We start from the raw sequence: 22,321 nt of genomic DNA on the forward strand, positions 1-22,321 counted from the left end.
AAAAGCTTAGAAACCGACTTACGTGCAGAATACCGCCGTCGCATTGAAATTATGCTACTTTTCGATGCAGGTGAATCTCAGGCTCAAATCTGTGAAGCTTTGGGATGTTCTCAAGAGACTGCACGCTACTGGATTACGATCGCACAAACAGGACAAGCTCACAAATGGAGCGATCGCTTGATGGGACGGCCTAAAACTGTGAATGAGCAATACCTTGATCGCTTAAAAGAATTGGTAAGCCATAGTCCGCGCCTTGCTGGCTATTCATTTGAATACTGGACAGCACAATGGTTAAGCAAGCATTTGGCAAAAGAATTAGGAATTCAGGTTAGCAGTTGTCACATTAACCGTTTGCTCAAGGAGATGGGGCTTTCCACGCGACCAAAAGGCAACACAACAAAGCAAGGAACCTTACACGAAAAAGATTTAGGTGCGCCTTTAAAAAAAAAACAGTACTGTTTGAAATAGTGAAAAAGTCATTAGTGATTAGTACCAATGACTAATGACTAATGACTAAATCGGCGGACGACTAAGCTAATCAGCATTTAAGTTGCATAATCAGCGCGGACAAGATACTCACCGCACAAGATATTAAGAAAATTTTAATATGCACATTTAGATGTGTTTTAGCTTATTCTTCCCACTGCTTGAAGGAATAGGATTTTTGTTGACACGCATAGGTATTGCTATGTCCCTACAGAGTGGTATATTTACCTGAAAATAGCTGTTTGTTCTTTCGCTAAAGCTAGCGCTTGATGAGCATTTCTAAACTTTGTTTCATCTGTAAATTTATGATCAAAACACTTTAAATAAGCTTCCAGATATCGAATACGTAAGTATGGATCAGCCGGACTCTCAAGAAAGGGTAGGTCAGCTTCAACCATAAACCGGATAGCCAACAAGGGGATAGGGCTACGAAGTGGACGAAAGTTTGGGTTGTGCAAACCAGGGCTTTCATTACGTTTATGAAATTCTCCTATCATTAGTCCTGACTCAACAAACAAAGGTTTAAGTTTTTGTTGGACACTATCTACTAGCTTAGGAGCATCTTCTATATGGATGTCAGGAAAGATAAGTAAAAACGCTCTATTTATTGCTAATTCATCCTCTTTAACTTCCATCTCAAGAAAGATATCTCGGTAGCGTCCAACAATTTCTTCTAATTGCTCTACATACAAATCTTTTGTGTGAATAACTGCCAGACGAATACTGTTTGACTTGAGAGAGTGAGGTACAAAAGGGCAAACTACGCCGGGTCTTCCTAAATTAGGATGAGGTCTTCCTAAAAAGTTTTTCACCCAATTCATAATTTCAATCAAGTAAGGAAGGTCTTCATTGTGCTGGAGTTTTTCGATTTCAAGAGTTGTATAAAGTTCCATGAGCTTGACTTCAATAGGGTAATTGTCTAATTCTGAATCCAAAATTACTTTGACAATATGATCTGTCTGAAACGACTTATTATCTAAGTAAATAAACCAAGCTTTGAACTCTCCTATTTTAGATTGATCTGTGGTTTTAGCGGCTAAAAATGCTTTAACATTTTTGTGAATTTAAAAGAGTTTACACCAATAAGTACACAAACATATTTCGCATCGAGCCAGTTGTATTCATTTATCTGTCCTTCGAGCAAGGCAGAAGGCAGAGGGCAGAAAAAGTTTTAAGCTATGCCTTTGTGCCTTGCCCAAAGCGGGTTTAAGACCCCCACTAAATTTACGATTTAGTGGTTTTCAATTAGAAGGGATTCAGATCCCCTTTAATTGCCTTCAGCATAGCTGCCTTCTTCAATTTTGAAATTTTAGGTAGAATACATCTGTATTATTCAGCAAATACTCATACTTTTTTACACTCTTAAGCTTCTATTATTTTTAATAAATATATTATAAAGTTTATGTGTAAATAGTTATTTTTACTGTAAAAATTTAGTGTAGATTTAACAGCAACCACACATTGAATATCAAGTTACTATAATTTAATCTAGCTAGATATTATAAACTAAACCTAATTTTACAAGCTGCATATTCCTTAATAGATAAAATCTAATGTATTATTAAGATAAGCTAGTACCGTTTCAAGAAGGGCTTAGACATCGGCAAAATCCATTTAGTAACTTATGAACTGGTCGCGTTAGAAATCTGAACTTTAAAAAGAAACTGAGCGGTGTCAGTGCCAATTTTAATAACTCAATTATCTATTGGAGGCAGCAGCCCCTAACAGGATGTTTGAAAAGTCTTATTGCTAATATCAAAACCTTAGAAACCTAACCCCCTTTTCGCTACAAGGTAATCAAGGTTTCAAAGGCTCTGTGCGTTTGCATAACGGCAGGCTGACGCCAACAGAGAGAGGAATGTAAGCCGAATAGTTGGTATAATTTGTGACTTTTCAAACATCCTATAAGGAAGCTACTTACAAAATTGGATATTTGTTTAATTGGAAGTCGCTTATTTCTCAACAAATTCTTTCACCACTGCCATAGCATCAGGAGGAATCTGCGTGATTAAGCGAAATGGAAATGCCGTAGTCGAAGCAAATTGGGCATAATCTGATGTCAGAAAAATAGCGTAGTTTTTAGCTTCTGGAGTCATCTGGAAAGCAAAGGCCAAAGCTATAGCTTTAACGTATTTGCGAACATCTGCTGCTTGTTCACCCACAACTTCACCACCACTAATAGGTGTATTTGGTTTTCCTATCTGATCTAATGTGGTAGTGGGGTCTTTTACACTCAGATGAGTACCGCCAACTATACCAACTAGCCATTTTGGGGATGGGATTTTGTCAAATCCCGCAATCTGTTCTGTTAAAGCTGGGGTGCTTTTATCTGCGGAACTTGCTAACACTAGGGTAGGAACTTGCACTTTAGTTAACCCAGTTTCGCCAAAAATCAGAGAAGTTGTAGGATTGAGAGCGATCGCCTGTTTTATTCTAGTATCCCGTAGTTGATAGGTATTTTCTGGTAGCTTTTGAGCGATGCACTGCATAACTTCTGCCTGACTGAAAGTAGTCAAGTTATTTTTACAGCGTTGTTTGAGTCGTTCGAGTTGTAACTCTGCTCCAGCAATTTGTAAAGCTGTACCACCACCAAAAGAATGGCCAATGACCATCGCGTTATTGGTTGCAAGTTTCCCTTGTAGCGGATGATTAGCCGTTTGGTTGAGCTTTTCTACTTCGTCGAGGATAAAACTAATATCTTGAGGGCGCTCCAAAAACTCCTGAGGCTTCATAACATTGGTTTTGCCTTGTAATGCTGAGTTAGTATTTGTCTGGTTACTACCGGGATGTTCTAAAGCTGCTACTACATAACCGTGGGATGCTAAATGTTCTGCCAGGTAATACAAGTCTGTGCGGACTGATGTGAAGCCGTGAGAAAGGACAATCAGTGGTTTGTCAGGAGTTGCAGCAGTTGACCAGTAAACATCAACTGGAATTTTACGGTCGCGCTTTTGGTCATTCAGGCTTAAGTTGAGTATTTTTACTTGAGCGGTTCCTGGTTGACTAGGATCAAAAGGGTAAGCAATCTGCGGTGTTGTAGAGTCCAGTTGGGGAGCGATCGCTAGCATAAATTGCTGGGTGCGCCAAAAAGCTGTATTCAAACTCCCTGCAACTATAAAAGCCTTTGGTAAATCAATTTCTAAACGTTTACTGGGATAAGCCGCGATAAAACTCAGTATAGAAAGGCCTTGCGGTGCAGTAGAACCTAATACCAATCCTGCTCTCAGTGCTTGCACCCCAGCTTTGTCCTTTCTGGCTAAGGCTGTAGCAAAATCACTGAGAATAGTTGTACCAATCTGAGTATTAACTAACCTATTAATGGTGACAACATTCATCGGTATATTCATACCCAACGCCCCCAAGAAGAAACGGCGTTGTTCTTCAGATAATCGTTTAGCGTAAGGCTGTAAACTCCCAGGCAATTCTCCAGTTTTTGCAGCCTTTTGCAACTCAGCAAGGGAGATGGTTTCTGTAAATAAACCGAAACGCACAACAACTGTATCAGCCGCAATGGCCGGAGTATTTGCTCCGAATTGTGTAAGAGCAATCGCGCCAAAAAAACCCGCAATTGTCTTAAGACTTCGCCAACTTCTTCTCATAAATATATACCAAGTGTTACTTACGGGAATATAACGGATATTTGTGTATTTGGCTACCCTAATAGTTATCTAGAAATAAAAGCAGATTTATGCATGAACTTGATACCGATGTCTACGATGGGTTATGACGCTCGTTCGCGTTGCCGTAGGCAAGACTCGCTATCGGCGTTGCACTGATCTCCTCAAAGCATCAGTAAATGCGAACAGAATTACATCAAAAACTTGAAGAATTCAGAAGTCAGAATCAAGACTCTCGTAGACTCGCTAACGCTTCGCTATCATTGGAGGATTCAAACTCATCACTGATTGAAGTCCACTATTTTTGGTCATAATTCATAATGAATTTTGACTCCTGAATTCTGTTTCGATAACAAAAGCAATGAATTGTAGAATTCATCACAGCTAAAAAAATAGAGGATAAATCAGTGTTGACAGCCACAAAAGCCTGATTACTTCTCAGCTAGGTTTAATACTGTAAGGAAAGTTTAGAACAGGGTAAGCGATGCCTGCGGCGGTAAACTACGCATCTACAATTTGAACTTTTCGTGGGCTGATATCTTGACTGCAATTTTTTTTACAGCAAAGTTTAACCGATTGCTTAATGTTCTGTTTTTGCCCTTTAGAAGGTGTTGCAGAGGTGTTGCCAGGGAATAGTCTTACTGCTTTAGTAGCTTATCATTACCCATCACATTCTACCAGCCACATCAACAATTTTTCTTGGCATTATGCATCGCAGACTCCGCTATATTTTGATTTTGCTGCTCTCTCTGAGTATTATTATACTGTGGTGGCCTGTGAATAATTCTGATTGCAATTCCGAGGCAATTCTTGCTGCAAAAACTACAAATTTCCAAGTACATGCTACTCAGGTTATAGTTCAGCCGTGGCGTGGTCGTCACCATGTATATGGGATTTTTATGATTCCTGACAAATACAAAAAAGCTCCATTTTTTGTATTAACCGTAAAAGATGCTGGCACTTACTGTTCAAAACAATTTGGTCAGATAAAAAACTATAATGATATCTTTGCTGAACCAGGAACTTATCTGGTGAGAAATTTTATTAGAACTCGAACGGCTCTGCGGCTGATTCTTCAAGGTTTGTACTTTCAAATCAATGATAAAAAGAATTGGACATTAACTTTCCCTCAATTAAAAACTAGTACCGCTACACGTAATTAGTCATTTATCCTTTAATTACGAATTACGTTAGCGTAGCGAAGCGGTAGCGTTCGCGCAGCGTCTCGTAGAGAGGAACGAGCGTCCGTAGGAGCGTCATTACGAATTATTCTGTCAGCTTGGCGATTGAGTTTCCAAAACTTCGTTTTTCTCTAACAATGCATTAGTAGCATTGACCACAATCTGTGCTACTCCCGTAAAAAACGATCGCTCAATAGTCGCTGGAACATCGCTAGGTTGATGATAGTGCGGAGTACGTAAATTTGCGGTATCTGTCACCAGCACAGCACCCACACCTTGATACCAAAATGGTGCATGGTCGCTGCGTAGGGTGTCTGGTGTCAGTAAACCTTTAAAAGGAATTGGTAGTGTTAGGACTGATGGCATTGATTTTTGTTTATTCAGAGCATTTGAGGGGAGCATCTGTGAGTTTTGAAAGGTACTCAGCAAAGGCAAATGTTCTGTATCACCGACTACTGCCAAAAAGTCGCCCTTGTCGCTAATTGGGGTAACAGGCAACCCCGCAGGGTATTTTTGACACCCAGCAGTGTAACATGCATAACCTACCATATCCATAATGATCGCTCCGCCCAAGTTTTGCAAGCGTGCTGTCTTGCTAACAAAAGCCTGACTACCCAAAAGTCCTGCTTCCTCTTGGTCAAAAAAAGCTAGCTGTAACGCCCGTGGCGTGGGACGAGAACCAAGCAACCGCGCAACTTCCAGCACCACAGCTACACCACTGGCGTTATCATCAGCACCAGGGGAGGAGGCAACAGTATCGTAATGCGCCCCTACGAGAATTGCTTTAGCGGCTTTGTTAGTTCCTACACGTTGGGCAAAAATATTTACACCCTCAGAGAACTTTTCCAATTTGGGCTTCCAGCCTAATTTTGTGAGTTCAGTTGTGATATAAGTGCGAGTAAGCGATCGCTCTGTTGTTGTGTAGCGCTGAAAATTCAACTTTTGGATATGGGTTAACAGTCTGTCAGCAGACACTTGCGGCACAGTGTCAACTTCCTTTGACTCTGGCTGTGGTTGGGGTGTTTCTACTGGAGTGCGTTCAACAATTACCGGTGAAGGATGCTGTTCAAAAAACGTGCTACCCCTACTACCCAGCACGGCAACTGCCATCAGCACCAACAGCATCAGCCAAATCCATTTTTTCATGTAATTTATGCCTGTGTTCCAGACTTAGGGTAGCGCGAATCCTCAGTTATCATTAATTAGATGCTCGTCTAAATTATTGACATCCAATAAAAGAAAAAAGCTACTTACACGCAGGCTTTTTTCTCTAGAGTAAACATCAAGTTTGACAACTTGTCTTTTGACAGCGATCGCAACTTCACTTACAGTGCCCCACTAGAGGAGTGCTGAGTACTGAGCAAAGAAGAAAAGAATTTATTATTACTTCTTCAAAACCTTTATTCTGACACTCAGGACTCATGACTCAGAACTCAGGGCTTTTTTTATGGTAGATTTGTTGCTGATCGCGATCGTGGGGTTCCTGGGGAGTTTTGGACATTGCTTTGGGATGTGTGGCCCTTTAACAATGGCATTTTCCCTGTCTCATCAGCCGAAAACACCACCAACAGTCTCTTTGGGACGCACATCAAGCTTAGAAAAGTCCGGCACTTGGCAACAGCAATTAAAATTTCATATCCTGCTAAACCTGGGGCGGATGTTGAGCTATGCTCTAGTCGGTGCTGGCATTGGGGCGCTAGGTTCGGTATTGCTACAAGGTGGACAGTTAGCAGGTGTTGGTAGCGACTTCCGGCGCTGGATGGCAATTTTAACTGGCGTAATGCTGATTTGGTTTGGCTTAGGGCAAGTAAAACCTGATTTACTGCCGCGCATTGCTGTGTTACACCCTTTGTTACAAGGTAGTTTACACGATCGCCTCAGCACAGGAATGGTTAAGCTTTCCTTAAAAACCAAATGGTGGACACCAATGCTTTTGGGGATGACTTGGGGTTTAATGCCTTGTGGTTTCCTGTATGCTGCCCAAATTAAAGCTGCTGAAACTGGCAATTTATGGATGGGTGGGGCAACTATGCTAGCTTTTGGACTGGGAACCCTGCCCACAATGCTAGGTGTAGGCGTTTCCAGCTCTTTAGTAAGTAAAGACAAGCGGAGTCAATTATTTCGATTAGGCGGTTGGGTGACACTCATCATTGGCGTGATTACCTTGTTGCGGACTGGTGACACAATGGTAGATTACACCGGACACGCTGCCTTAATCTGCTTAATTTTGGCTTTAATTGCGCGTCCTATTAGTGGCTTGTGGGCATCACCACTGCGTTACCGCCGGGGTTTGGGAGTGGGATCTTTTGTGCTTTCTGTGGTTCACACCGTTCACATGATAGAACACTCATTGCAATGGAATTTTGTCGCCTTTTCTTTCCTGCCGCCAGAATTTCAGTGGGGTATGGCTGCGGGTGCTGTAGCATTGGTATTAATGTCCCCCGCCGCTTTAACGAGTTGGGAATCGTTGCAGAAATCTTTGGGCAAGCGTTGGCGACAGATTCATCTATTGGGTGTGCCAGCCTTGCTCTTGAGTGCCATTCATACTGTGTTGATTGGTTCCCATTACCTGGGTTCCTCGCAATCAACTTGGGGAAATAAATTAGCGGTAGTACTGATGGTAATTGTTACCCTCAATGTTTTGATGGTACGTTCGCGCTTTTTTTGGTCAAAGTTAGCCGTAGAAAAGTTTTATGTTCCCCCAACCAAATCACGGTAAATCATCTTTATTCTCTAGCTCCATCCCAACAAGCCAAAAACAAAGGTTTTACCCGCTCAAAGGCATTTTCTGGAATCAAGGAACAATAAAGTATTTATTATTCCTGAGTTGCTTAGTTATACCAATAGCTAATCTTGATCCTGCTTTTGCTCATAAAGTGGAGATATCTGGAGATGTCGGCGGCACCCTTCACATTGAACCAAACGATAATCCCCGTGCTGGAGAACCAAGCCAAGCCTGGTTTGCGCTTACCCGCAGAGGTGGAAGAGTGATTCCCCTGTCACAGTGTAATTGTCAGTTGGCTGTTTATGCACAACCTTATGCAGCCGGAGAGCCACCTCTTTTAGAACCACAGTTAGAACCTGTAGCAGCTGAACGTTATCAAGGTATTCCAGGTGCGGAAGTTGTCTTTCCCAAGCCAGGTATTTATCAGTTGCAACTCAATGGTAAACCAGTCTCTGGAGCAAGATTCAAACCCTTTGAGTTCAAATTTGAAGTTACTGTGGCAGGCGGTTCTACACAGAATATACGAAATCTGCGAGATATTAATGGTGATTTAGTAGAGGGTGAATCTCAGCAATTACCAATTTGGGCGATCGCACTTCCAATCCTCGGATTTATTGGCATCTTAATTGTCGTACTGCGAAGTATGAGAGGGAGTGGGGAGTAGGGAGTGGGGAATAAAGGGAGATAAATTGTTTAATAATAAACTCTCTTTTTTCCCCTGCCTCCCCTGCTCCCCCTGCTCCCCCTGCCTCAAGAGCTTATCCAAACCATATTGCCCCTACTCCCTACTCCCTACTCCCTCTTCTTACTTATGTCGCTTTTGATGCCACTGCCACGCATGAGCGACAATATCTTTGATGGATGGATACTGAGGTTTCCAGCCTAGAATTGTTCTGGCTTTCTCGCTTGCGCCAATGAGAATTGGAGGATCACCAGGACGGCGATCGCGTTCTTCTACTGGTATAGAAATTCCTGTCACCTGTTCGGAAGCTGCAATGACTTCTCTAACAGAGAAACCACTACCATTGCCCAAATTGAAAACTTCGCTATCGTTACCTTTTAATAAATATTCCAATCCCAAAATATGGGCATCTGCTAAATCGTTAACATGAATATAATCACGAATACAAGTACCATCGGGCGTAGGGTAATCAGTGCCGAAAATTGAGATGGATTCTCGTTTACCTAAAGCTGTCATCAGCACCAAGGGAATCAAATGGGTTTCTGGGTTGTGATCCTCGCCAAGCAAGCCACTGGGATTAGCACCAGCAGCATTAAAATAACGGAAACGCACTGATTTAAAACCGTAAGCAACATCAAAATCAGAAAGAATCCGCTCTACCATTAGCTTTGTAGCGCCATAAGGATTAATCGGATTTTGGGGATGGTTTTCTGGAATGGGTACAAATTCTGGTACACCGTAGGTGGCACAGGTAGAAGAAAAGACAAATTTCTTCACAGATGCCGTTAGCATTGCTTCTAATAGGGTCAAAGTACCAACAACGTTATTGCGGTAGTATTTAGCTGGATCAGTCACCGATTCTCCTACGTAGGCATAAGCAGAAAAGTGCATCACAGCAGCAATATCGCGGGTTTTAAATAGATGATCTAGCAAGGCGCGATCGCCTGTATCCCCTACTATTAGTTCTACCTGTAAAACCTTTTCTACCAAATCACGATGCCCATAGACCAGATTATCAAGTATGACAACGTTATAACCCGCTTGCTTCAGGGCAAGCACCGTATGAGAACCAATATATCCAGCTCCCCCCGTAACCAAAATGGTAGGCTTTCCAGGCGACATAGTTTTTCCTTTTGAGTCGATTACTTAATCAATTTAGTTTACCGGTACCATATTACTCTTCTGGAAAAATATAAATAATAGACGCAGTGTCAAAAAATTGCACTAAAATCACTACGACGGTAGTCATTAGGTGTGAGGTTTGAGGTATTTTAAGTCAAACAGTGCGATTACAATTTGGCAATAAAATAAATTCATTTCCCGAAACCTCTAGGTTGACCCTTACAAGTGACGCTCCTAGCGTCGCTAAAGCTAAGAAGTCGCTAGTTGTTTTATGCAGGGAAACCATGCACGACAGTTCCTCTTGGGAAGCCACTTCTTCTCTAAACAAGAGAAGTGGCGTGGAAATCCCAAGCAAAGAGGACTGTCTTACCACCACATTGGCTCACTGCACCAGAAAATTTGAGAGTTAATCTATGTTTCTATTGTTAAGCCGAGTATTGCTGTGGCTGCTGATTGGCACTATCGTATATTCTCTGTTCCAGCGATTTTATCCCTCTGGAAGTTTTGTAGGGCGATTAGTTCTAGTCGTTATCTTGGTAATCGTAGCCCTATCATTTCTTAACCCCACTGAACCTGCTGTAGCGTCGTTGTGGAGGGTGCTATCTTTTCCACTCAGACCTCTAGGAGCCTCTGTTTTACTGATGATTTTTGCAGCTCAGAGAATCAAAGGAGGCGGAATAGACAAACCAGGAGGATACTTAGTAGGCTGGGCACTAACAATTTTGCTGTTGGCAAGTACACCAGCAGTTGCCTATTTCCTTTATAGGGCACCTCTAGTAACTACTACACCAACATCTGGGACACTGGTGGCATTAGGGAAACAAACCACCGCAGCAAACATTTCAGATGTTACAGGGGATGGCATTTTTTCTTATAATTTGAGAGTGCCTCCCTATCTATTACAAGGAAATCCCCAAGATATTCGCGCACGCGGTTTACGACTTGAAGACTTTGTACCCAATGCGGAAACGTTGCAATTGACAACAAGAACTTGGGAAAGTTATCTCGCTGAAGTTTACAGGTTCATGCGTGTTCAGAGGTAATAAAGGTGAAGAAGGCAGGAGGGAAGAAGCAGGGGAGCAGGGAGCAGGGAGAATTGGGGAAAATCTTTTCCCCAACCTCTGCACCAATTCTTCTTTCCCCTCGCCCCTCCCTGCCCCAATTCCTCTTCCCTTCTGCCTCCTGCCCTATGCCTCCTGCCTTTCTCGATAACTATCCAGTTAAAAGAGGTAATAAAAGCTTAATTTACAAGCAATATTCCCTCTACAGAGCTGTCTTGTTGGACTAGCAGTTAATCTAGGATGATAAAGTTGCAAAATTGCTTTAATGGCAAAATCTCGACGAATCGCTAAACTCACTGCTTACCTACGTCCCCATTGGCGGGAGGCGTCTTTAGGCATTCTCGCTTTGTTGTGTGTCAATGCACTGGGCGTTTATATCCCCTTGTTGATTCGTGCTGGTGTTGACAAACTCTCCACAACCTTCGTCTTGAGCCAAATAATACATGACGTAGTAATCATTGTCTTACTCAGTTCGGCAATGTGGCTAATGCGGATGGCATCCCGTATTTGGCTATTTGGGGTGGGGCGACAGGTAGAATTTGACCTGAAACAACGGATTTTTGAACACTTACTCAAGCTGGAGCCGGCTTATTTTGCTAGTAATACTGCTGGCGATTTGATTAATCGGGCTACCAGTGATGTGGACAATATCAAGCGGTTATTGGGTTTTGCAGTTTTGAGTTTGGCAAATACCGTGTTTGCCTACGCCCTGACCCTGCCAGTAATGCTGGCGATTAGTGTAGATATCACAGTAGCCTCCCTGGCAGTGTACCCTTTTATGCTCTTGTTAGTGAGTCTGTTTAGTAATCGCTTACGCAAACAACAAGCAGCAGTCCAAGAACAACTCTCTGACATCAGCGAACTCATCCAAGAGGATATCAGTGGCATTGCCTTAATTAAAATTTATGCCCAAGAAGCAAACGAGCGTCGAGCCTTTGCCAAGAAAAATCAGCAGCTATTGACTGCTAACTTAGAACTGGCAAAAGTCCGAAATACACTGTTTCCGCTAATTGGCGGGCTAGCCAATGTCAGCTCGCTGGTAATCATCTGGCTGGGGGCGGCGCGGATGTCTTCTGGGACGCTTCAGGTTGGGGATTTTTTAGCACTGTTAATTTATGTAGAGCGTTTAGTTTTCCCCACAGCCCTTTTAGGATTCACAATTACGGCCTATCAACGGGGTGAAGTTAGTATCGATAGGCTTGAATCTATTCTCTCTGTCACACCAAAAATTCAAGACACAGCCGATGCCATACATCTACCTGTGGCTGAACTTAAAGGGGAAGTGACAGCTAAAAATCTCACCTATACTTACCCTGGTTCCACCACTCCATCGCTAGAAAATGTTAACTTTACCATTGCTCCGGGAGAAACTGTAGCGATTGTTGGGGCAATTGGTTCGGGAAAATCCACTTTGGCTAATGCTTTGCCGCGCTTGTTGGATATTGAATCAGAACAATTATTTTTAGATGGGGTGGATATTACTAAGATAGCGTTGACAGATTTACGAGGTGCGATCGCCTACGTTCCTCAAGATAGTTTTCTATTTAGCACTACAATCAAAAATAATATCCGCTATGGCGATCCAATTAGCGAACAAGAGCAGATAGAATCTGTTGCTAAACTTGCCCAAATTGAATCAGAAATTAACAATTTTCCCCAGCAATACGAAACTCTTGTTGGTGAACGCGGTATTACTCTTTCTGGCGGTCAACGACAACGTACTGCCTTAGCTAGGGCTATGCTGGTCAATGCTCCAGTGTTAATTTTGGATGATGCCCTCTCTAGTGTGGATAATCAAACAGCCACGCAAATCCTCAAAAATCTCTCTGGTGGTACTGTACGCAAAACAGTAATTTTCATTACCCATCAATTATCGGCGGCGGCTGCTGCTGATCGAATTTTTGTGATGGAAAAGGGAAAAATTGTCGAGACAGGCAATCATTTACAACTGTTGGAACAACAGGGTTTATATAGAACTTTGTGGAGCCAGCATCAAGTTGAAGAATTACTCCACTAGTACAACATTTAATATTAAAGACAATTCCTTATGCAGCCTGTATAATTTTTCATTACAATATCTGACAAATTACCTCTTTGAAGCTCATGCTCGATGATTTTTAATACAAACCTAAATCAAACTGGTAAAAAATCACTCTAACCTTTACCGCTCTAATAGAGGTGCAAACTGTGCAAATACCTCTGCCCCTGTTAGGTTCTTGGTTTCATTGGCAAAACAGTAATATTTAGGCTTTTCATCAATGAATATCTGATGATCGAAAACAAGACCTTCACAACTATCGAAGAGTCCAACGGGTATGAAATACTGGTTACTTTGTTTCAATTTGTAAAAGAGATGGGTACCACACTTCTTACAGAATCCACGTTCTGCCCATTCTGAAGATTGATAAACTCCGATATTTTCTTCACCAGAGAAGCTAACATCACTTTCACACTCAACTACTAACAAAGGGCCTCCACCCCAGTTGCGACACATATTACAATGACACGCTCCAACCTGATTACTCATACGGGTTGTAGAAACGTTTACTATTCCACACAAGCAGCTACCTTTTGCAATGCTCACATTAGACATATTTTTTTCTCCGATCCTAAAAATGCGCTTCAATTGCTCACCAAGTATAGCAGCCGTGGAAGCCCGAGTTTTGCGTTTATCGCGTGGAGTGTGACTCAATGGATGGGCTAAAGTACGAAGCCCATCCTACCGCGCTTGAGTGGAAACGTCTTATTTCTGTTTACAACTTGCGGTAAGTTCTAGATTGTAAAAAGTCCCTGATTTGGGATTAATCGAACGCAACTGCTGAATAAAAGCATTAAATGTTGTATTGCTTGTGCCGAAGCCAGCTTCAGCACAAGCAGATAAACCTCCTTCGATGGGAATAGATCCGGCTCTGGGACTATATACAATGAATTTATCGACGGTGCTAGTTCCGACTGCAAACCCGATAACCTGGCGAATTGTTCGCAAAGCAGCATTATCTAAGGCACCACCAATACTGCCAATACTGATATTAACCGCACGACTTTCAGCCAGAGCGGGCGCACTAATCGATAATACTGCCCCAACAATCATCAAACAGGTGAATTTCTTCATTCTCCTCTCCTCCAAAAAATTGAAAAACTAAATAATTAGGTTTCGACATGGATAAAGTAATCACAGACACGAGCCATGTAAGGTTTTCAGACATGCTTGTGTGTGTAAACTACATAAATCTATGATTCTGAACTTTTGAGGATTACTTCAGCATTACGTCTTTCCTTTTCTGAAAAATGTTAATTTATTAATAATTCTTTACAAAATCGTGTTTGCAGACAGCCAGAGGTCTGTCTAATCAGTATTTAAGGATTGAGACTTAAGCACAGTTAGAGAAAAATATGACTAAACTCATCTTGATTACAGGCATAAGCAAAGGTCTAGGTTATGCCATGACCGAGGGTTTTATTCAACAGGGACATACTGTTATTGGTTGCGCTCGTTCATCAGATGCTATCGATAAAATACGCCAGAAGTTTAGTGCGCCCAATGATTTCACATCTGTAGACGTGGCAAATGAACAGCTTGTAAAAAAATGGGCAGAACACGTACTTCACAAATATGCACCGCCAGATATAGTGATTAATAATGCGGCAATCATTAATTACCCAGCACCTTTATGGGAAATTCCATCCGAAGAATTTTCTGATCTAATAGATATCAATATCAAAGGAGTAGTGAATATAATTCGCCATTTTGTACCAGCAATGGTGAAAAACAAACGGGGTATTATTGTTAACTTTAGTTCTGGCTGGGGACGTTCGACTTCAGCCCAAGTTGCACCATACTGTGCTTCCAAGTGGGCAATAGAAGGATTAACCCGTTCTTTGGCACAAGAATTGCCGACTGGTATGGCAGCTATACCTCTCAATCCAGGGATTATTCATACAGATATGCTCTCTATTAGCTTTGGAGAAGAAGCTGCTAATTATACACCAGTGTCCGATTGGGTATTGAAAGCTGTGCCATTTATTCTCAAATTAAAACCCAAAGATAACGGGATTCCCTTGACTGTACATTAAAGAGTGAATCTCAATTGCGATTGTTGCGATTAGGTGTTGGCAGTTGAATTATCTCAGAAAAACGTGAATACTTAACTGCATCGGTAGGGGGATAATCCGCCGACACTGCAAGTAACCCAATTTTTATATCCTGGAAATAAATCACACCCCCAATACGCCCTTCAACTTGGAAAGCTCCATGAAATAAATGATAGGGAGCTATGTAGATCAGGAAAAAGTCAGTAATCTTGATTGCCCTGTCAAACATTTGCTGACAAGTTTTGTGGAGGACAGCATCTAAATATTCATTATAAACAGACTCACCCAGGTCAGTGAATTCTGGCTTATCCGCAAAATGATCCATATAAAATGACCAAATATCGGACAAGTCTGCAACGTCCGTCAGTTTTTGCTTAAGTTCCTGCAATCGGTCGATCTTCATAGTGTGCATCTTGAGGAGATGGGACAAACAGACAGCACTGTTAAAACAGTTATCAATTATATTAGTTATCAGTATTGAAATAAATCTAATTTTTTCTTAAACGGCTTAACATCCAATCAAATCTTGTTCCAGCCAGTGCCATGCTATCTAAAATATTAGAATCTAGTTCATCTTCATGTTCAACATTTTCATCCAGTGATTGACCTTTGCTATAAATGCGTCTGCCATAACCAAGCCGACTGTGTTAGAGATGATGATAATCACAAAGATAGTATATGTATGTTTATTCCTCTTTTTAATGATTGCTTTGTTTAGGCTTATAAAGAAGCCAACTGAGGCAAATACCTTCCAAGGAACTGAACACCAGACAATCAGAGTTTTATTTATTGGCAACAGCTATACCTATGTCAATGACCTTCCTTGGTTGACACAACACTTAGCTGAGTCGGCAAAAGAAACTAGAATGCTCGAAACTGAAATGGTTTTGGTCGGTGGAGCTACGCTCAAAAGCCACTGGAAACGTGGTAAAGCACTCAGGCTATTGAGAGCCAAACGATGGGACTACGTAGTACTTCAAGAGCAAAGTACCTTACCGATTACCAATCCCAAGGAAATGTACAAGTACGCCAGTCTGTTTGATGCCGAAATCAAGCGAGTGAATTCCCAAACAGTATTCTACTTGACTTGGGCAAAGCAAAATCAACCAGAAACGCAACAGGTATTGACCGATTCATACATGACAATTGCTAAAGAACTGAAAGCCAAAGTTGCACCTGTTGGAATAGCTTGGCAAAAAGTTCAGGAAGCTAATCCGAAATTGAACCTTTATAGTCTCGATCAAAGCCACCCTAGTCCTATTGGTTCATACGTAGCAGCTTGCGTATTTTATACGACTATTTTACAGAATAGTCCGGTAGGGTTAAGCCGCCGTATATACAGTAGCCAATTTAGTACCCCACAAGAGGGCAACAGACTGGAATTGGAAAGTTTAAGTGAAACAGATGCTGAAATAATTCAAAATTTGGTTGAGCACATCGTCAGGAATATTTGATGAAGCTAGTGTAATCTGGCATGATTACCAGGTTAGTTTTTTTGGGTATGTGGGTAGTATAAATTACCGAAACAACTAATTTGGCAGATGCTGATGTTCAAAAGTAAATTATCACAATCCCATGCTTGGGGCGAATTTTCCACCTTGAGGTTAATGCATCGCCATATTGGGGCGATCGCAGTTCTAATTATAATTAGCTTACTGAGTTCATTGAGTGGAACACCAGATCGTCATACCATTTCTAACTGCTGGGAAGGCTTTATCTGGGGATTGGCAGATCCGGTAATTGGCTTGAATTGTTTAGTTGGTATTGTTGCTATTGGCTTACTCTCATCTGTATTTGTTCGTGGTGCTGCGATCGCTGGATGTTTTGTCTTAGCATCAATCTTGGGGATTGTAATTCATACATTCCAGCTAAATTTACCAGGCACAGAAATAGCGATCGCCATTTCTACCATTCTTTTTGGTACTATGCTAATGATGCCAAATCAACCAAACTTTATAATACTTGCTCTGGTGGGCATCAGTGCTGGTTTATTTCAGGGTTACGCTGATGCCGAATCGATTATTGGTGCAGAAATTATACCATTAATTGCCTATATACTAGGCATGACCTTAACTCTGTTTGCGGTTGCCATGAGTGCCAGAGAAATTGGTACTGCGATGGGTATGGGAGAAATAAACCGAATTTTACCCTGGAAAATTAGCATTACTGGCTTCGCTTTGTGTGCGATCGGCATTGTGTTTTTGAGCAATTCGACAATCTAAATAACATATTTCAATTCAGTGGAATACATTCATTTGTGGGGGCGTACACTTAGCTGTACGCCCCCACTACGTCTTCAGACTGAAAATTGTCCAGTAAGCAAGCAGTACAGAGTTTTAGTAAATAAGCTGATGCACCTCTGCGCTAATCTAGAGGCTATATATAAATAAAGAGTTATGACACCTGAAGAAATTGCTGGTACGCTAACAGAATTATTTGGCACATCGGATGCTGCTGCATTGGCGCAGCCCGTCGTAGAGATCGCTCCTGGATCGTGGCAAGTAGACACTTCAGCTTTCCGGCTGTTGGTGCTGCTTTCTGAAGATAATAGTTGGTTGCGAGTTTTACTACCTATTGTACCTATCCAAGAAGCCCAACCATTTTTAGAACAGTTCCTAGAAGCCAACTTTGATGACACTCAAGAAGTACGTTACGCTTTGTTTGAAGGGGTAATTTATGGAGTATTTCAACATAACACTAGCACTTTAGTGGGTGCAGATTTATCCAATGCAATTAATCGACTTGTATCTCTCCATGAGGCTGGATTAGATAATGTCTTTAATCGACTAATTGAAAGCCGTATCCGGCAAATTATTCAGGCAGCAAAACAGCAAGGACAATCTCTGCAAGCTACTATGCAAACTTTGGAACGCTTTTACGCAGAAGGATTGATGGGTGAAATAAATCAAAGCTCAGAGGCGCGAGAAGAAGTTTTAATTGCTTGGCGGCGTCAGTTAGAACGTTTATGGAATGAGGGTTGATTTCAATTTTTAATAAGGATTTATATCCGCACCACGTTTCCATATAACCAATTTACAGATATATATATTTATCATGGATATCATTGAAATCCTCAAAGAAGACTATCAAAGATTCCCAATAAATCAAACTTACAGCATTTACGCTCCAGACGTTTATTTTCAAGATCCACTAAATAAATTTTATGGCGTTAAACGTTATAAGAAAATGATTAATTTTATCCAAACTTGGTTTTTAGATCCCAAGATGGACTTACATAATATTCAACTTTTAGGAGACACAATAAAAACTGACTGGACACTCAGTTGGAATACTCCTCTTCCCTGGAAGCCACGAATCTCTATTCCTGGTTGGAGTGAATTAAGTCTCAACTCTGATGGTTTGATTGTCTCCCATGTCGATTATTGGAATTGCTCACGTTTAGATGTAGTGAAGCAGCATTTATAGAGCTTCTGGGTTGAGTCCAATAAAGCCTATTAGCCTTGGGAAGTAAGATTCCAAGCTTCTCTCCTTTTAGGCTATGGTGTACACACAAATCCTAAAAACCTAGTTTCTTAAGGCTTTACTAAGGCTTTACGATCAACATGGCAACATTTATAACTAACATTAAATTAATCGTTCAAAAAACCAGATACTATATCTGAATTAAGAGAAATTACTCAGATTTATATATTAGTTTTTTAAAAAATAAAAAAAATATTCACTAATTTTACTGAACCAGCAACAGCCTTACTAAGCCAAACTAGCTTTAGAACCCTCTCTAACGAATATATTTATGTCCCATCCAAAACGTAAATCAGTGTTTTATAAAAAGCTGAATTTAGTTCGGCTGGACTGAAAATAATTCATTCAAGTATGGTTAGATGATAATTGCAATTTGCGAAATATAACTCAATTAATTGAGCAGTTCCGCACTATGCTTGATGCTTATAACATCACTCTAGCATGATTGACTTTTCCAAAAGCAAAGAGCAAACCCCACTTGTTTATTAAAACTATTCCTTATCGAGTGCTGTGATACTTTTAGTGGGCTTTACTTACGCAACTTCTTTTATTTACTGATGCTCTTTGATAAAGAAGCTTTAGGTGTAGTTAATATCAAGCAATATCATGCATATCTTATTATGCATTTTGTAGTATAGTCTCACCTTTGGTGGTATTGAAAATCGCAAATTTCAGCATTTTCAATAATTTTGCTTGTCTAATTTTTAATTAGACCTTATAGTAATACCGTGTTTTTCCTGACAATTTCTCGGCAGATTTTTACCATGATTTATTCTCACAAATTGCAGAACTATTTTGCAGCTTTCTCTTTATCTGTAGTATTAGTAGCTGATTTAGCAATCACACAAAAAACTCATCCAGCTTTTGCCCAGACGGTAAATTCATCTATCGGTAATGGTGTAACATTCAGTTGCAATGATAGTGAAGCGACTATCATTGCTAAAAATGGCCCCAAAGTAGTTTATGGAAGTACAGCCATTTACATTGGTTATCAGCAAGTCTCATCTAATAACAAAAACCCTGTGACAATCCGTTTCAATAGTGGTATCAAATCATGGTGTAGAACTGATTACGAAACAACCAATGACGACGGTACAGGTTACGGATTGTATTGGGATGGAGCGAATGTTTTATATGGTGTTTACTCCTCTACTGGTAGCCAGACTGGTAATGATTTTCGCCGCTTTGCAACTGGGCGTTGGTTGTCTAGCTATGGTAGCGGAGGCGGGCCAAAAGTCGCAGTTATAGCCCGGATTAATCCAGCCAATGGCCAAGTTGACTATGCTACATTTTTATCTGCCAAAAGGGCGGATAATGGAAATACTAACTCTTTTGTTGTGCAAAATCTATCATGGAATGGCACAGATTTGACTGTGCAGGCAAAGTCATGGTGGACTCCTCGTGGCGCTAATACAAATTCCATGACTTGCACTGGTTCATCACCTTATCAATACACAGCAGTATTCACTGGCGATTTAACAAAGGTGAACTCGGCTTCAGCTCCTACGTGTAATTAAAGGCTAATGATTCAGCTATCAAACTGCAACGCGAGAGTCATTAGTTCTTGAGATACCACTCCGTCAGAGAACATGGTTTGAATAATAACGGTTCTTGACCTAGTGAAGCAGGACTTACGCACTCAGATCCCCCAACCCCCTTAAAAAGGGGGCTTTAGAAGTTCCCCCCTTTTTAAGCTACGGTGTACACACAAGTCGGAAATATTAGTCTGTCAAGAATAATTGACGAGTACATTCTCTGTAGAGACGGCGATTTATCGCGTCTCTCTAACGCGTACTGTTTGGCGTAAAGATAGTGGGTGATTTAGTGAGAAGCGCTATAATCAGGTTTTTCAAACACCATTAAATGCTGTTGAGGTAACAAGTTTTTAGTTTCACGCCAAACCAAACCAACAGCTTGCATTTCTTTGCGGACTTGCTTTTGAGTCATTTTGTGCAGACCTTTAATCGTGATAAAGGGATTTTCACCCCGGTACTCAACCAGCACTACCCGACCGCCTGGTTTAAGCGCTTTCACAATTCCTTGCATCACTTCTTGGGGATACTCAAGTTCATGATAAGCATCTACCATCAAAGCTAAATTGATACTTTCAGATGGTAAGTTTGGGTTACTAAGAGTTGCCAAAACAGGCTCAACATTAGTGATATTTTTCTCTTTTTTGAACAACTCAATAATTTCCAACATTTCTGGCTGAACATCTACAGCCAATACTTTACCTGCTGTTAATAGCGGCGCGATGCGAAAGCTTAAGTAACCTGTACCAGCGCCAATATCTGCCACTACATCGTTAGGTTCCAAGTCGAGAAGGCTGACTACCTTACTTGGCTGTTCCTCTCTCTCCCGGCTTGGACGTTCTAGCCAGCCAGCGCCTGTGTATCCCATAACTTTGGCGATTTCGCGCCCCATGTAATATTTGCCGATACCATCTGGACTATGGATTATCCGTTGTTCATAAACAGTGCTGGATGAAGTCGCGGCTTGTGCTGTTAGGGTTGGGTTCAGCAGCAAGTAACTTAATATCACAACAAAAGTTACTATAAAGTGGAGAAAATTTAACATTTGGTTATGACTGATCTAGATAGTTATAAGCAGCAACTAAAAGAATTCTATGGTAGTAGAACGACTTACGACCATGAGAAAGGTACTCGCCATCCTTTAGAAGCTTGGCTTCTACTTGAATTTGTTCCATTAGATTCGGGACAGAAAATCCTTGATGTGGCAACTGGAACAGGTTTACTTGCAATTTCTGCTGCTGAAAAAGTTGGTTCAGATGGTTATGTGATTGGGATTGATATGACTCCTGGAATGTTGCATCAAGCAAGACTTAAAATTACAGCAGCAAAATTACAAAATATTGAGTTGATTGAGGCGGATGCAGAAGATTTTAACTTTAGTGATAATAGTTTTGATGTTGTCTTTTGCTGTGAAGCCATTGTACTTTTTCCTGATATAATTGCTATTTTAAAAAAGTGGCATCGCTTCTTAAAACCCGGAGGATTTGTGGCATTCACTTGTCCTCCCGAAACAGCTTATATGGCATTTCTTCAGCAGAGGATATGCGCTAGAGTTTTGGGCGTGTCATTACCACACATCCTTGAACCACTGGGAACTCCAGAAAAATGTCGAAATTTGCTCAATCAGGCAGGTTTTAGAGATATTGAAATTAAGATTGAACCATCAGGACGTTATCGCCCTCTTAGGGATAACAGATTATCTGAAACAGTAATTAATATAAATTTTAAAGGTAATCCACTGTTGTCAAAATTATCACAAGAGCAATTAAATCAGTTGCAAGTTGAGTACAAAGCAGAAATTGAGAAACTAGCAACCGAGCAAGGCATTTGGGAAGACACTACAAAGTTTTTTGTTCGCGCTCGAAAATAAGTTGATGAGCTTTACTGCTGAACTGACCGATGAGGGCGATCGCTAACTCCAGTCAAGGAAATTGCCCACGATCTGCTCGAACAGCAAGCAGAAATTGGCCACAATCTAGGTGCTGTAGTTCAATTACTTGAAAAGCGCTCTAATTCGTAGCGAATTCTTTGCTTACCTCTGCGCCCCTCTGCGTTTAAATTTCAACTCTCAATTCGCCACGATTTTAAGTAACTACGCAAAATTAATTACAGTCATTGCGAGCGTTCGCGCAGCGTCTCGTAGAGAAGCAAAGCAATCCCAGCCCTTGCGATTGCTACCCTTCGGGAAGGCTTTGCCTACATTTCGCTTCTCTACGAGACGCTACCGCGAACGCTGCATTCGCAATGACATTGTGTAATTAATTATGTTTACCTACTTAGGCAAAGCAGTACTAAGCAAACTTTTCTTTAATGATTTGACCTTAGCGCGAACCTCTGGAA

21 protein-coding genes are annotated in these 22,321 nt (G+C 41.2%); 13 read left to right on the forward strand and 8 right to left on the reverse strand.

What is annotated here, in order from left to right; translation table 11 throughout:
• Positions 1-468: helix-turn-helix domain-containing protein (locus tag VE944_RS07455; RefSeq protein ID WP_324974566.1), on the forward strand; the 468-nt coding region annotated here is incomplete at its 5' end.
• Between the two features lie 242 nt (positions 469-710).
• Here the strand turns inward: VE944_RS07455 and VE944_RS07460 are convergent.
• Together VE944_RS07460 and VE944_RS07465 are read right to left on the reverse strand one after the other, a co-directional pair.
• Positions 711-1,421: a DUF6875 domain-containing protein gene (locus tag VE944_RS07460; protein WP_324974568.1), complete on the reverse strand. Its 711-nt coding sequence runs from the start codon at positions 1,419-1,421 to the stop codon at positions 711-713.
• Between the two features lie 1,017 nt (positions 1,422-2,438).
• On the reverse strand, positions 2,439-4,085 hold the full coding sequence (locus VE944_RS07465) for an alpha/beta hydrolase (protein ID WP_324974570.1): 1,647 nt from the start codon (positions 4,083-4,085) through the stop codon (positions 2,439-2,441).
• A gap of 725 nt (positions 4,086-4,810) precedes the next feature.
• On the opposite strand from VE944_RS07465, the gene VE944_RS07470 reads away from it, so the two are divergent.
• A complete protein-coding gene (locus VE944_RS07470) occupies positions 4,811-5,266 on the forward strand; it encodes a hypothetical protein (RefSeq protein WP_324974572.1) in 456 nt (151 codons plus the stop codon).
• Between the two features lie 111 nt (positions 5,267-5,377).
• Here VE944_RS07470 and VE944_RS07475 read toward each other — a convergent pair whose 3' ends face one another.
• The gene (locus VE944_RS07475) at positions 5,378-6,430 is read right to left on the reverse strand and encodes a M28 family peptidase (protein WP_324974574.1); all 1,053 of its coding nucleotides are present in this window, start codon (positions 6,428-6,430) and stop codon (positions 5,378-5,380) included.
• A gap of 301 nt (positions 6,431-6,731) precedes the next feature.
• On the opposite strand from VE944_RS07475, the gene VE944_RS07480 reads away from it, so the two are divergent.
• Both VE944_RS07480 and VE944_RS07485 read left to right on the forward strand, forming a co-directional pair.
• Positions 6,732-8,003: an urease accessory protein UreH domain-containing protein gene (locus VE944_RS07480; RefSeq protein ID WP_324974577.1), complete on the forward strand. Its 1,272-nt coding sequence runs from the start codon at positions 6,732-6,734 to the stop codon at positions 8,001-8,003.
• On the forward strand, positions 7,978-8,673 hold the full coding sequence (locus VE944_RS07485) for a hypothetical protein (RefSeq protein ID WP_324974579.1): 696 nt from the start codon (positions 7,978-7,980) through the stop codon (positions 8,671-8,673). The genes VE944_RS07480 and VE944_RS07485 overlap by 26 nt, the downstream gene beginning before the upstream one ends.
• Positions 8,674-8,814: 141 nt before the next feature.
• On the opposite strand, the gene galE is transcribed toward VE944_RS07485, so the two are convergent.
• Complete coding sequence (gene galE / locus VE944_RS07490) at positions 8,815-9,813, reverse strand: UDP-glucose 4-epimerase GalE (protein WP_324974581.1); 999 nt, start codon at positions 9,811-9,813, stop codon at positions 8,815-8,817.
• 413 nt (positions 9,814-10,226) lie between these two features.
• Here galE and fraI point away from each other — a divergent pair, with 413 nt between their 5' ends.
• On the forward strand, positions 10,227-10,856 hold the full coding sequence (gene fraI / locus VE944_RS07495) for a septal nanopore formation protein FraI (protein ID WP_324974584.1): 630 nt from the start codon (positions 10,227-10,229) through the stop codon (positions 10,854-10,856).
• Positions 10,857-11,139: 283 nt separating this feature from the next.
• Positions 11,140-12,891 (forward strand): ABC transporter ATP-binding protein, encoded by a 1,752-nt coding sequence (locus VE944_RS07500; RefSeq protein ID WP_324974587.1) that lies wholly within the window; start codon positions 11,140-11,142, stop codon positions 12,889-12,891.
• 144 nt (positions 12,892-13,035) lie between these two features.
• Here VE944_RS07500 and VE944_RS07505 read toward each other — a convergent pair whose 3' ends face one another.
• Both VE944_RS07505 and VE944_RS07510 read right to left on the reverse strand, forming a co-directional pair.
• Entirely contained in the window at positions 13,036-13,467 is a 432-nt protein-coding gene (locus VE944_RS07505; RefSeq protein WP_324974590.1) for a GFA family protein, read from the reverse strand.
• Positions 13,468-13,617: 150 nt separating this feature from the next.
• On the reverse strand, positions 13,618-13,986 hold the full coding sequence (locus tag VE944_RS07510; protein WP_324974594.1) for a hypothetical protein: 369 nt from the start codon (positions 13,984-13,986) through the stop codon (positions 13,618-13,620).
• Positions 13,987-14,267: 281 nt separating this feature from the next.
• Between VE944_RS07510 and VE944_RS07515 the strand changes: the two genes are divergently transcribed.
• Positions 14,268-14,948, forward strand: a complete 681-nt coding sequence (locus VE944_RS07515; protein WP_324974596.1) for an SDR family oxidoreductase — start codon at positions 14,268-14,270, stop codon at positions 14,946-14,948.
• Between the two features lie 10 nt (positions 14,949-14,958).
• Here VE944_RS07515 and VE944_RS07520 read toward each other — a convergent pair whose 3' ends face one another.
• Positions 14,959-15,369, reverse strand: a complete 411-nt coding sequence (locus tag VE944_RS07520; protein ID WP_324974598.1) for a hypothetical protein — start codon at positions 15,367-15,369, stop codon at positions 14,959-14,961.
• 307 nt (positions 15,370-15,676) lie between these two features.
• On the opposite strand from VE944_RS07520, the gene VE944_RS07525 reads away from it, so the two are divergent.
• The 5 genes from VE944_RS07525 to VE944_RS07545 all read left to right on the forward strand — a co-directional run bounded on the left by VE944_RS07525 (position 15,677) and on the right by VE944_RS07545 (position 19,966).
• Positions 15,677-16,420 (forward strand): DUF4886 domain-containing protein, encoded by a 744-nt coding sequence (locus tag VE944_RS07525; protein ID WP_324974601.1) that lies wholly within the window; start codon positions 15,677-15,679, stop codon positions 16,418-16,420.
• 93 nt (positions 16,421-16,513) lie between these two features.
• Entirely contained in the window at positions 16,514-17,188 is a 675-nt protein-coding gene (locus VE944_RS07530) for a HupE/UreJ family protein (RefSeq protein WP_324974604.1), read from the forward strand.
• A 174-nt stretch (positions 17,189-17,362) separates the two neighbouring features.
• A complete protein-coding gene (locus VE944_RS07535; protein ID WP_324974606.1) occupies positions 17,363-17,947 on the forward strand; it encodes a leucine zipper domain-containing protein in 585 nt (194 codons plus the stop codon).
• A 73-nt stretch (positions 17,948-18,020) separates the two neighbouring features.
• Positions 18,021-18,392 carry a C6orf136 family protein gene (locus tag VE944_RS07540; RefSeq protein WP_324974609.1) on the forward strand — a complete coding sequence of 124 codons (372 nt, stop codon included), beginning with the start codon at positions 18,021-18,023 and terminating at the stop codon, positions 18,390-18,392.
• Between the two features lie 821 nt (positions 18,393-19,213).
• The gene (locus VE944_RS07545) at positions 19,214-19,966 is read left to right on the forward strand and encodes a hypothetical protein (protein ID WP_324974612.1); all 753 of its coding nucleotides are present in this window, start codon (positions 19,214-19,216) and stop codon (positions 19,964-19,966) included.
• Positions 19,967-20,270: 304 nt separating this feature from the next.
• On the opposite strand, the gene VE944_RS07550 is transcribed toward VE944_RS07545, so the two are convergent.
• Positions 20,271-21,026 (reverse strand): class I SAM-dependent methyltransferase, encoded by a 756-nt coding sequence (locus VE944_RS07550; RefSeq protein ID WP_324974614.1) that lies wholly within the window; start codon positions 21,024-21,026, stop codon positions 20,271-20,273.
• A gap of 6 nt (positions 21,027-21,032) precedes the next feature.
• On the opposite strand from VE944_RS07550, the gene VE944_RS07555 reads away from it, so the two are divergent.
• Positions 21,033-21,851 carry a class I SAM-dependent methyltransferase gene (locus VE944_RS07555; RefSeq protein ID WP_324974616.1) on the forward strand — a complete coding sequence of 273 codons (819 nt, stop codon included), beginning with the start codon at positions 21,033-21,035 and terminating at the stop codon, positions 21,849-21,851.
• The last annotated feature ends 470 nt before the right edge of the window (positions 21,852-22,321 follow it).

The organism is Nostoc sp. (genome assembly GCF_035638895.1).
Classification (GTDB): Bacteria; Cyanobacteriota; Cyanobacteriia; order Cyanobacteriales; family Nostocaceae; genus Nostoc.

Bases quoted from the DNA above. Each gene is read 5' to 3' on its own strand.
- VE944_RS07465 (WP_324974570.1), bottom strand. From the start codon at position 4,085: ATGAGAAGAAGTTGGCGAAGTCTTAAGACAATTGCGGGTTTTTTTGGC.
- VE944_RS07470 (WP_324974572.1), top strand. From the start codon at position 4,811: ATGCATCGCAGACTCCGCTATATTTTGATTTTGCTGCTCTCTCTGAGT.
- VE944_RS07475 (WP_324974574.1), bottom strand. From the start codon at position 6,430: ATGAAAAAATGGATTTGGCTGATGCTGTTGGTGCTGATGGCAGTTGCC.
- VE944_RS07480 (WP_324974577.1), top strand. From the start codon at position 6,732: ATGGTAGATTTGTTGCTGATCGCGATCGTGGGGTTCCTGGGGAGTTTT.
- VE944_RS07485 (WP_324974579.1), top strand. From the start codon at position 7,978: ATGTTCCCCCAACCAAATCACGGTAAATCATCTTTATTCTCTAGCTCC.
- galE (WP_324974581.1), bottom strand. From the start codon at position 9,813: ATGTCGCCTGGAAAGCCTACCATTTTGGTTACGGGGGGAGCTGGATAT.
- fraI (WP_324974584.1), top strand. From the start codon at position 10,227: ATGTTTCTATTGTTAAGCCGAGTATTGCTGTGGCTGCTGATTGGCACT.
- VE944_RS07500 (WP_324974587.1), top strand. From the start codon at position 11,140: ATGGCAAAATCTCGACGAATCGCTAAACTCACTGCTTACCTACGTCCC.
- VE944_RS07505 (WP_324974590.1), bottom strand. From the start codon at position 13,467: ATGTCTAATGTGAGCATTGCAAAAGGTAGCTGCTTGTGTGGAATAGTA.
- VE944_RS07510 (WP_324974594.1), bottom strand. From the start codon at position 13,986: ATGAAGAAATTCACCTGTTTGATGATTGTTGGGGCAGTATTATCGATT.
- VE944_RS07515 (WP_324974596.1), top strand. From the start codon at position 14,268: ATGACTAAACTCATCTTGATTACAGGCATAAGCAAAGGTCTAGGTTAT.
- VE944_RS07520 (WP_324974598.1), bottom strand. From the start codon at position 15,369: ATGAAGATCGACCGATTGCAGGAACTTAAGCAAAAACTGACGGACGTT.
- VE944_RS07530 (WP_324974604.1), top strand. From the start codon at position 16,514: ATGTTCAAAAGTAAATTATCACAATCCCATGCTTGGGGCGAATTTTCC.
- VE944_RS07535 (WP_324974606.1), top strand. From the start codon at position 17,363: ATGACACCTGAAGAAATTGCTGGTACGCTAACAGAATTATTTGGCACA.
- VE944_RS07540 (WP_324974609.1), top strand. From the start codon at position 18,021: ATGGATATCATTGAAATCCTCAAAGAAGACTATCAAAGATTCCCAATA.
- VE944_RS07545 (WP_324974612.1), top strand. From the start codon at position 19,214: ATGATTTATTCTCACAAATTGCAGAACTATTTTGCAGCTTTCTCTTTA.
- VE944_RS07550 (WP_324974614.1), bottom strand. From the start codon at position 21,026: ATGTTAAATTTTCTCCACTTTATAGTAACTTTTGTTGTGATATTAAGT.
- VE944_RS07555 (WP_324974616.1), top strand. From the start codon at position 21,033: ATGACTGATCTAGATAGTTATAAGCAGCAACTAAAAGAATTCTATGGT.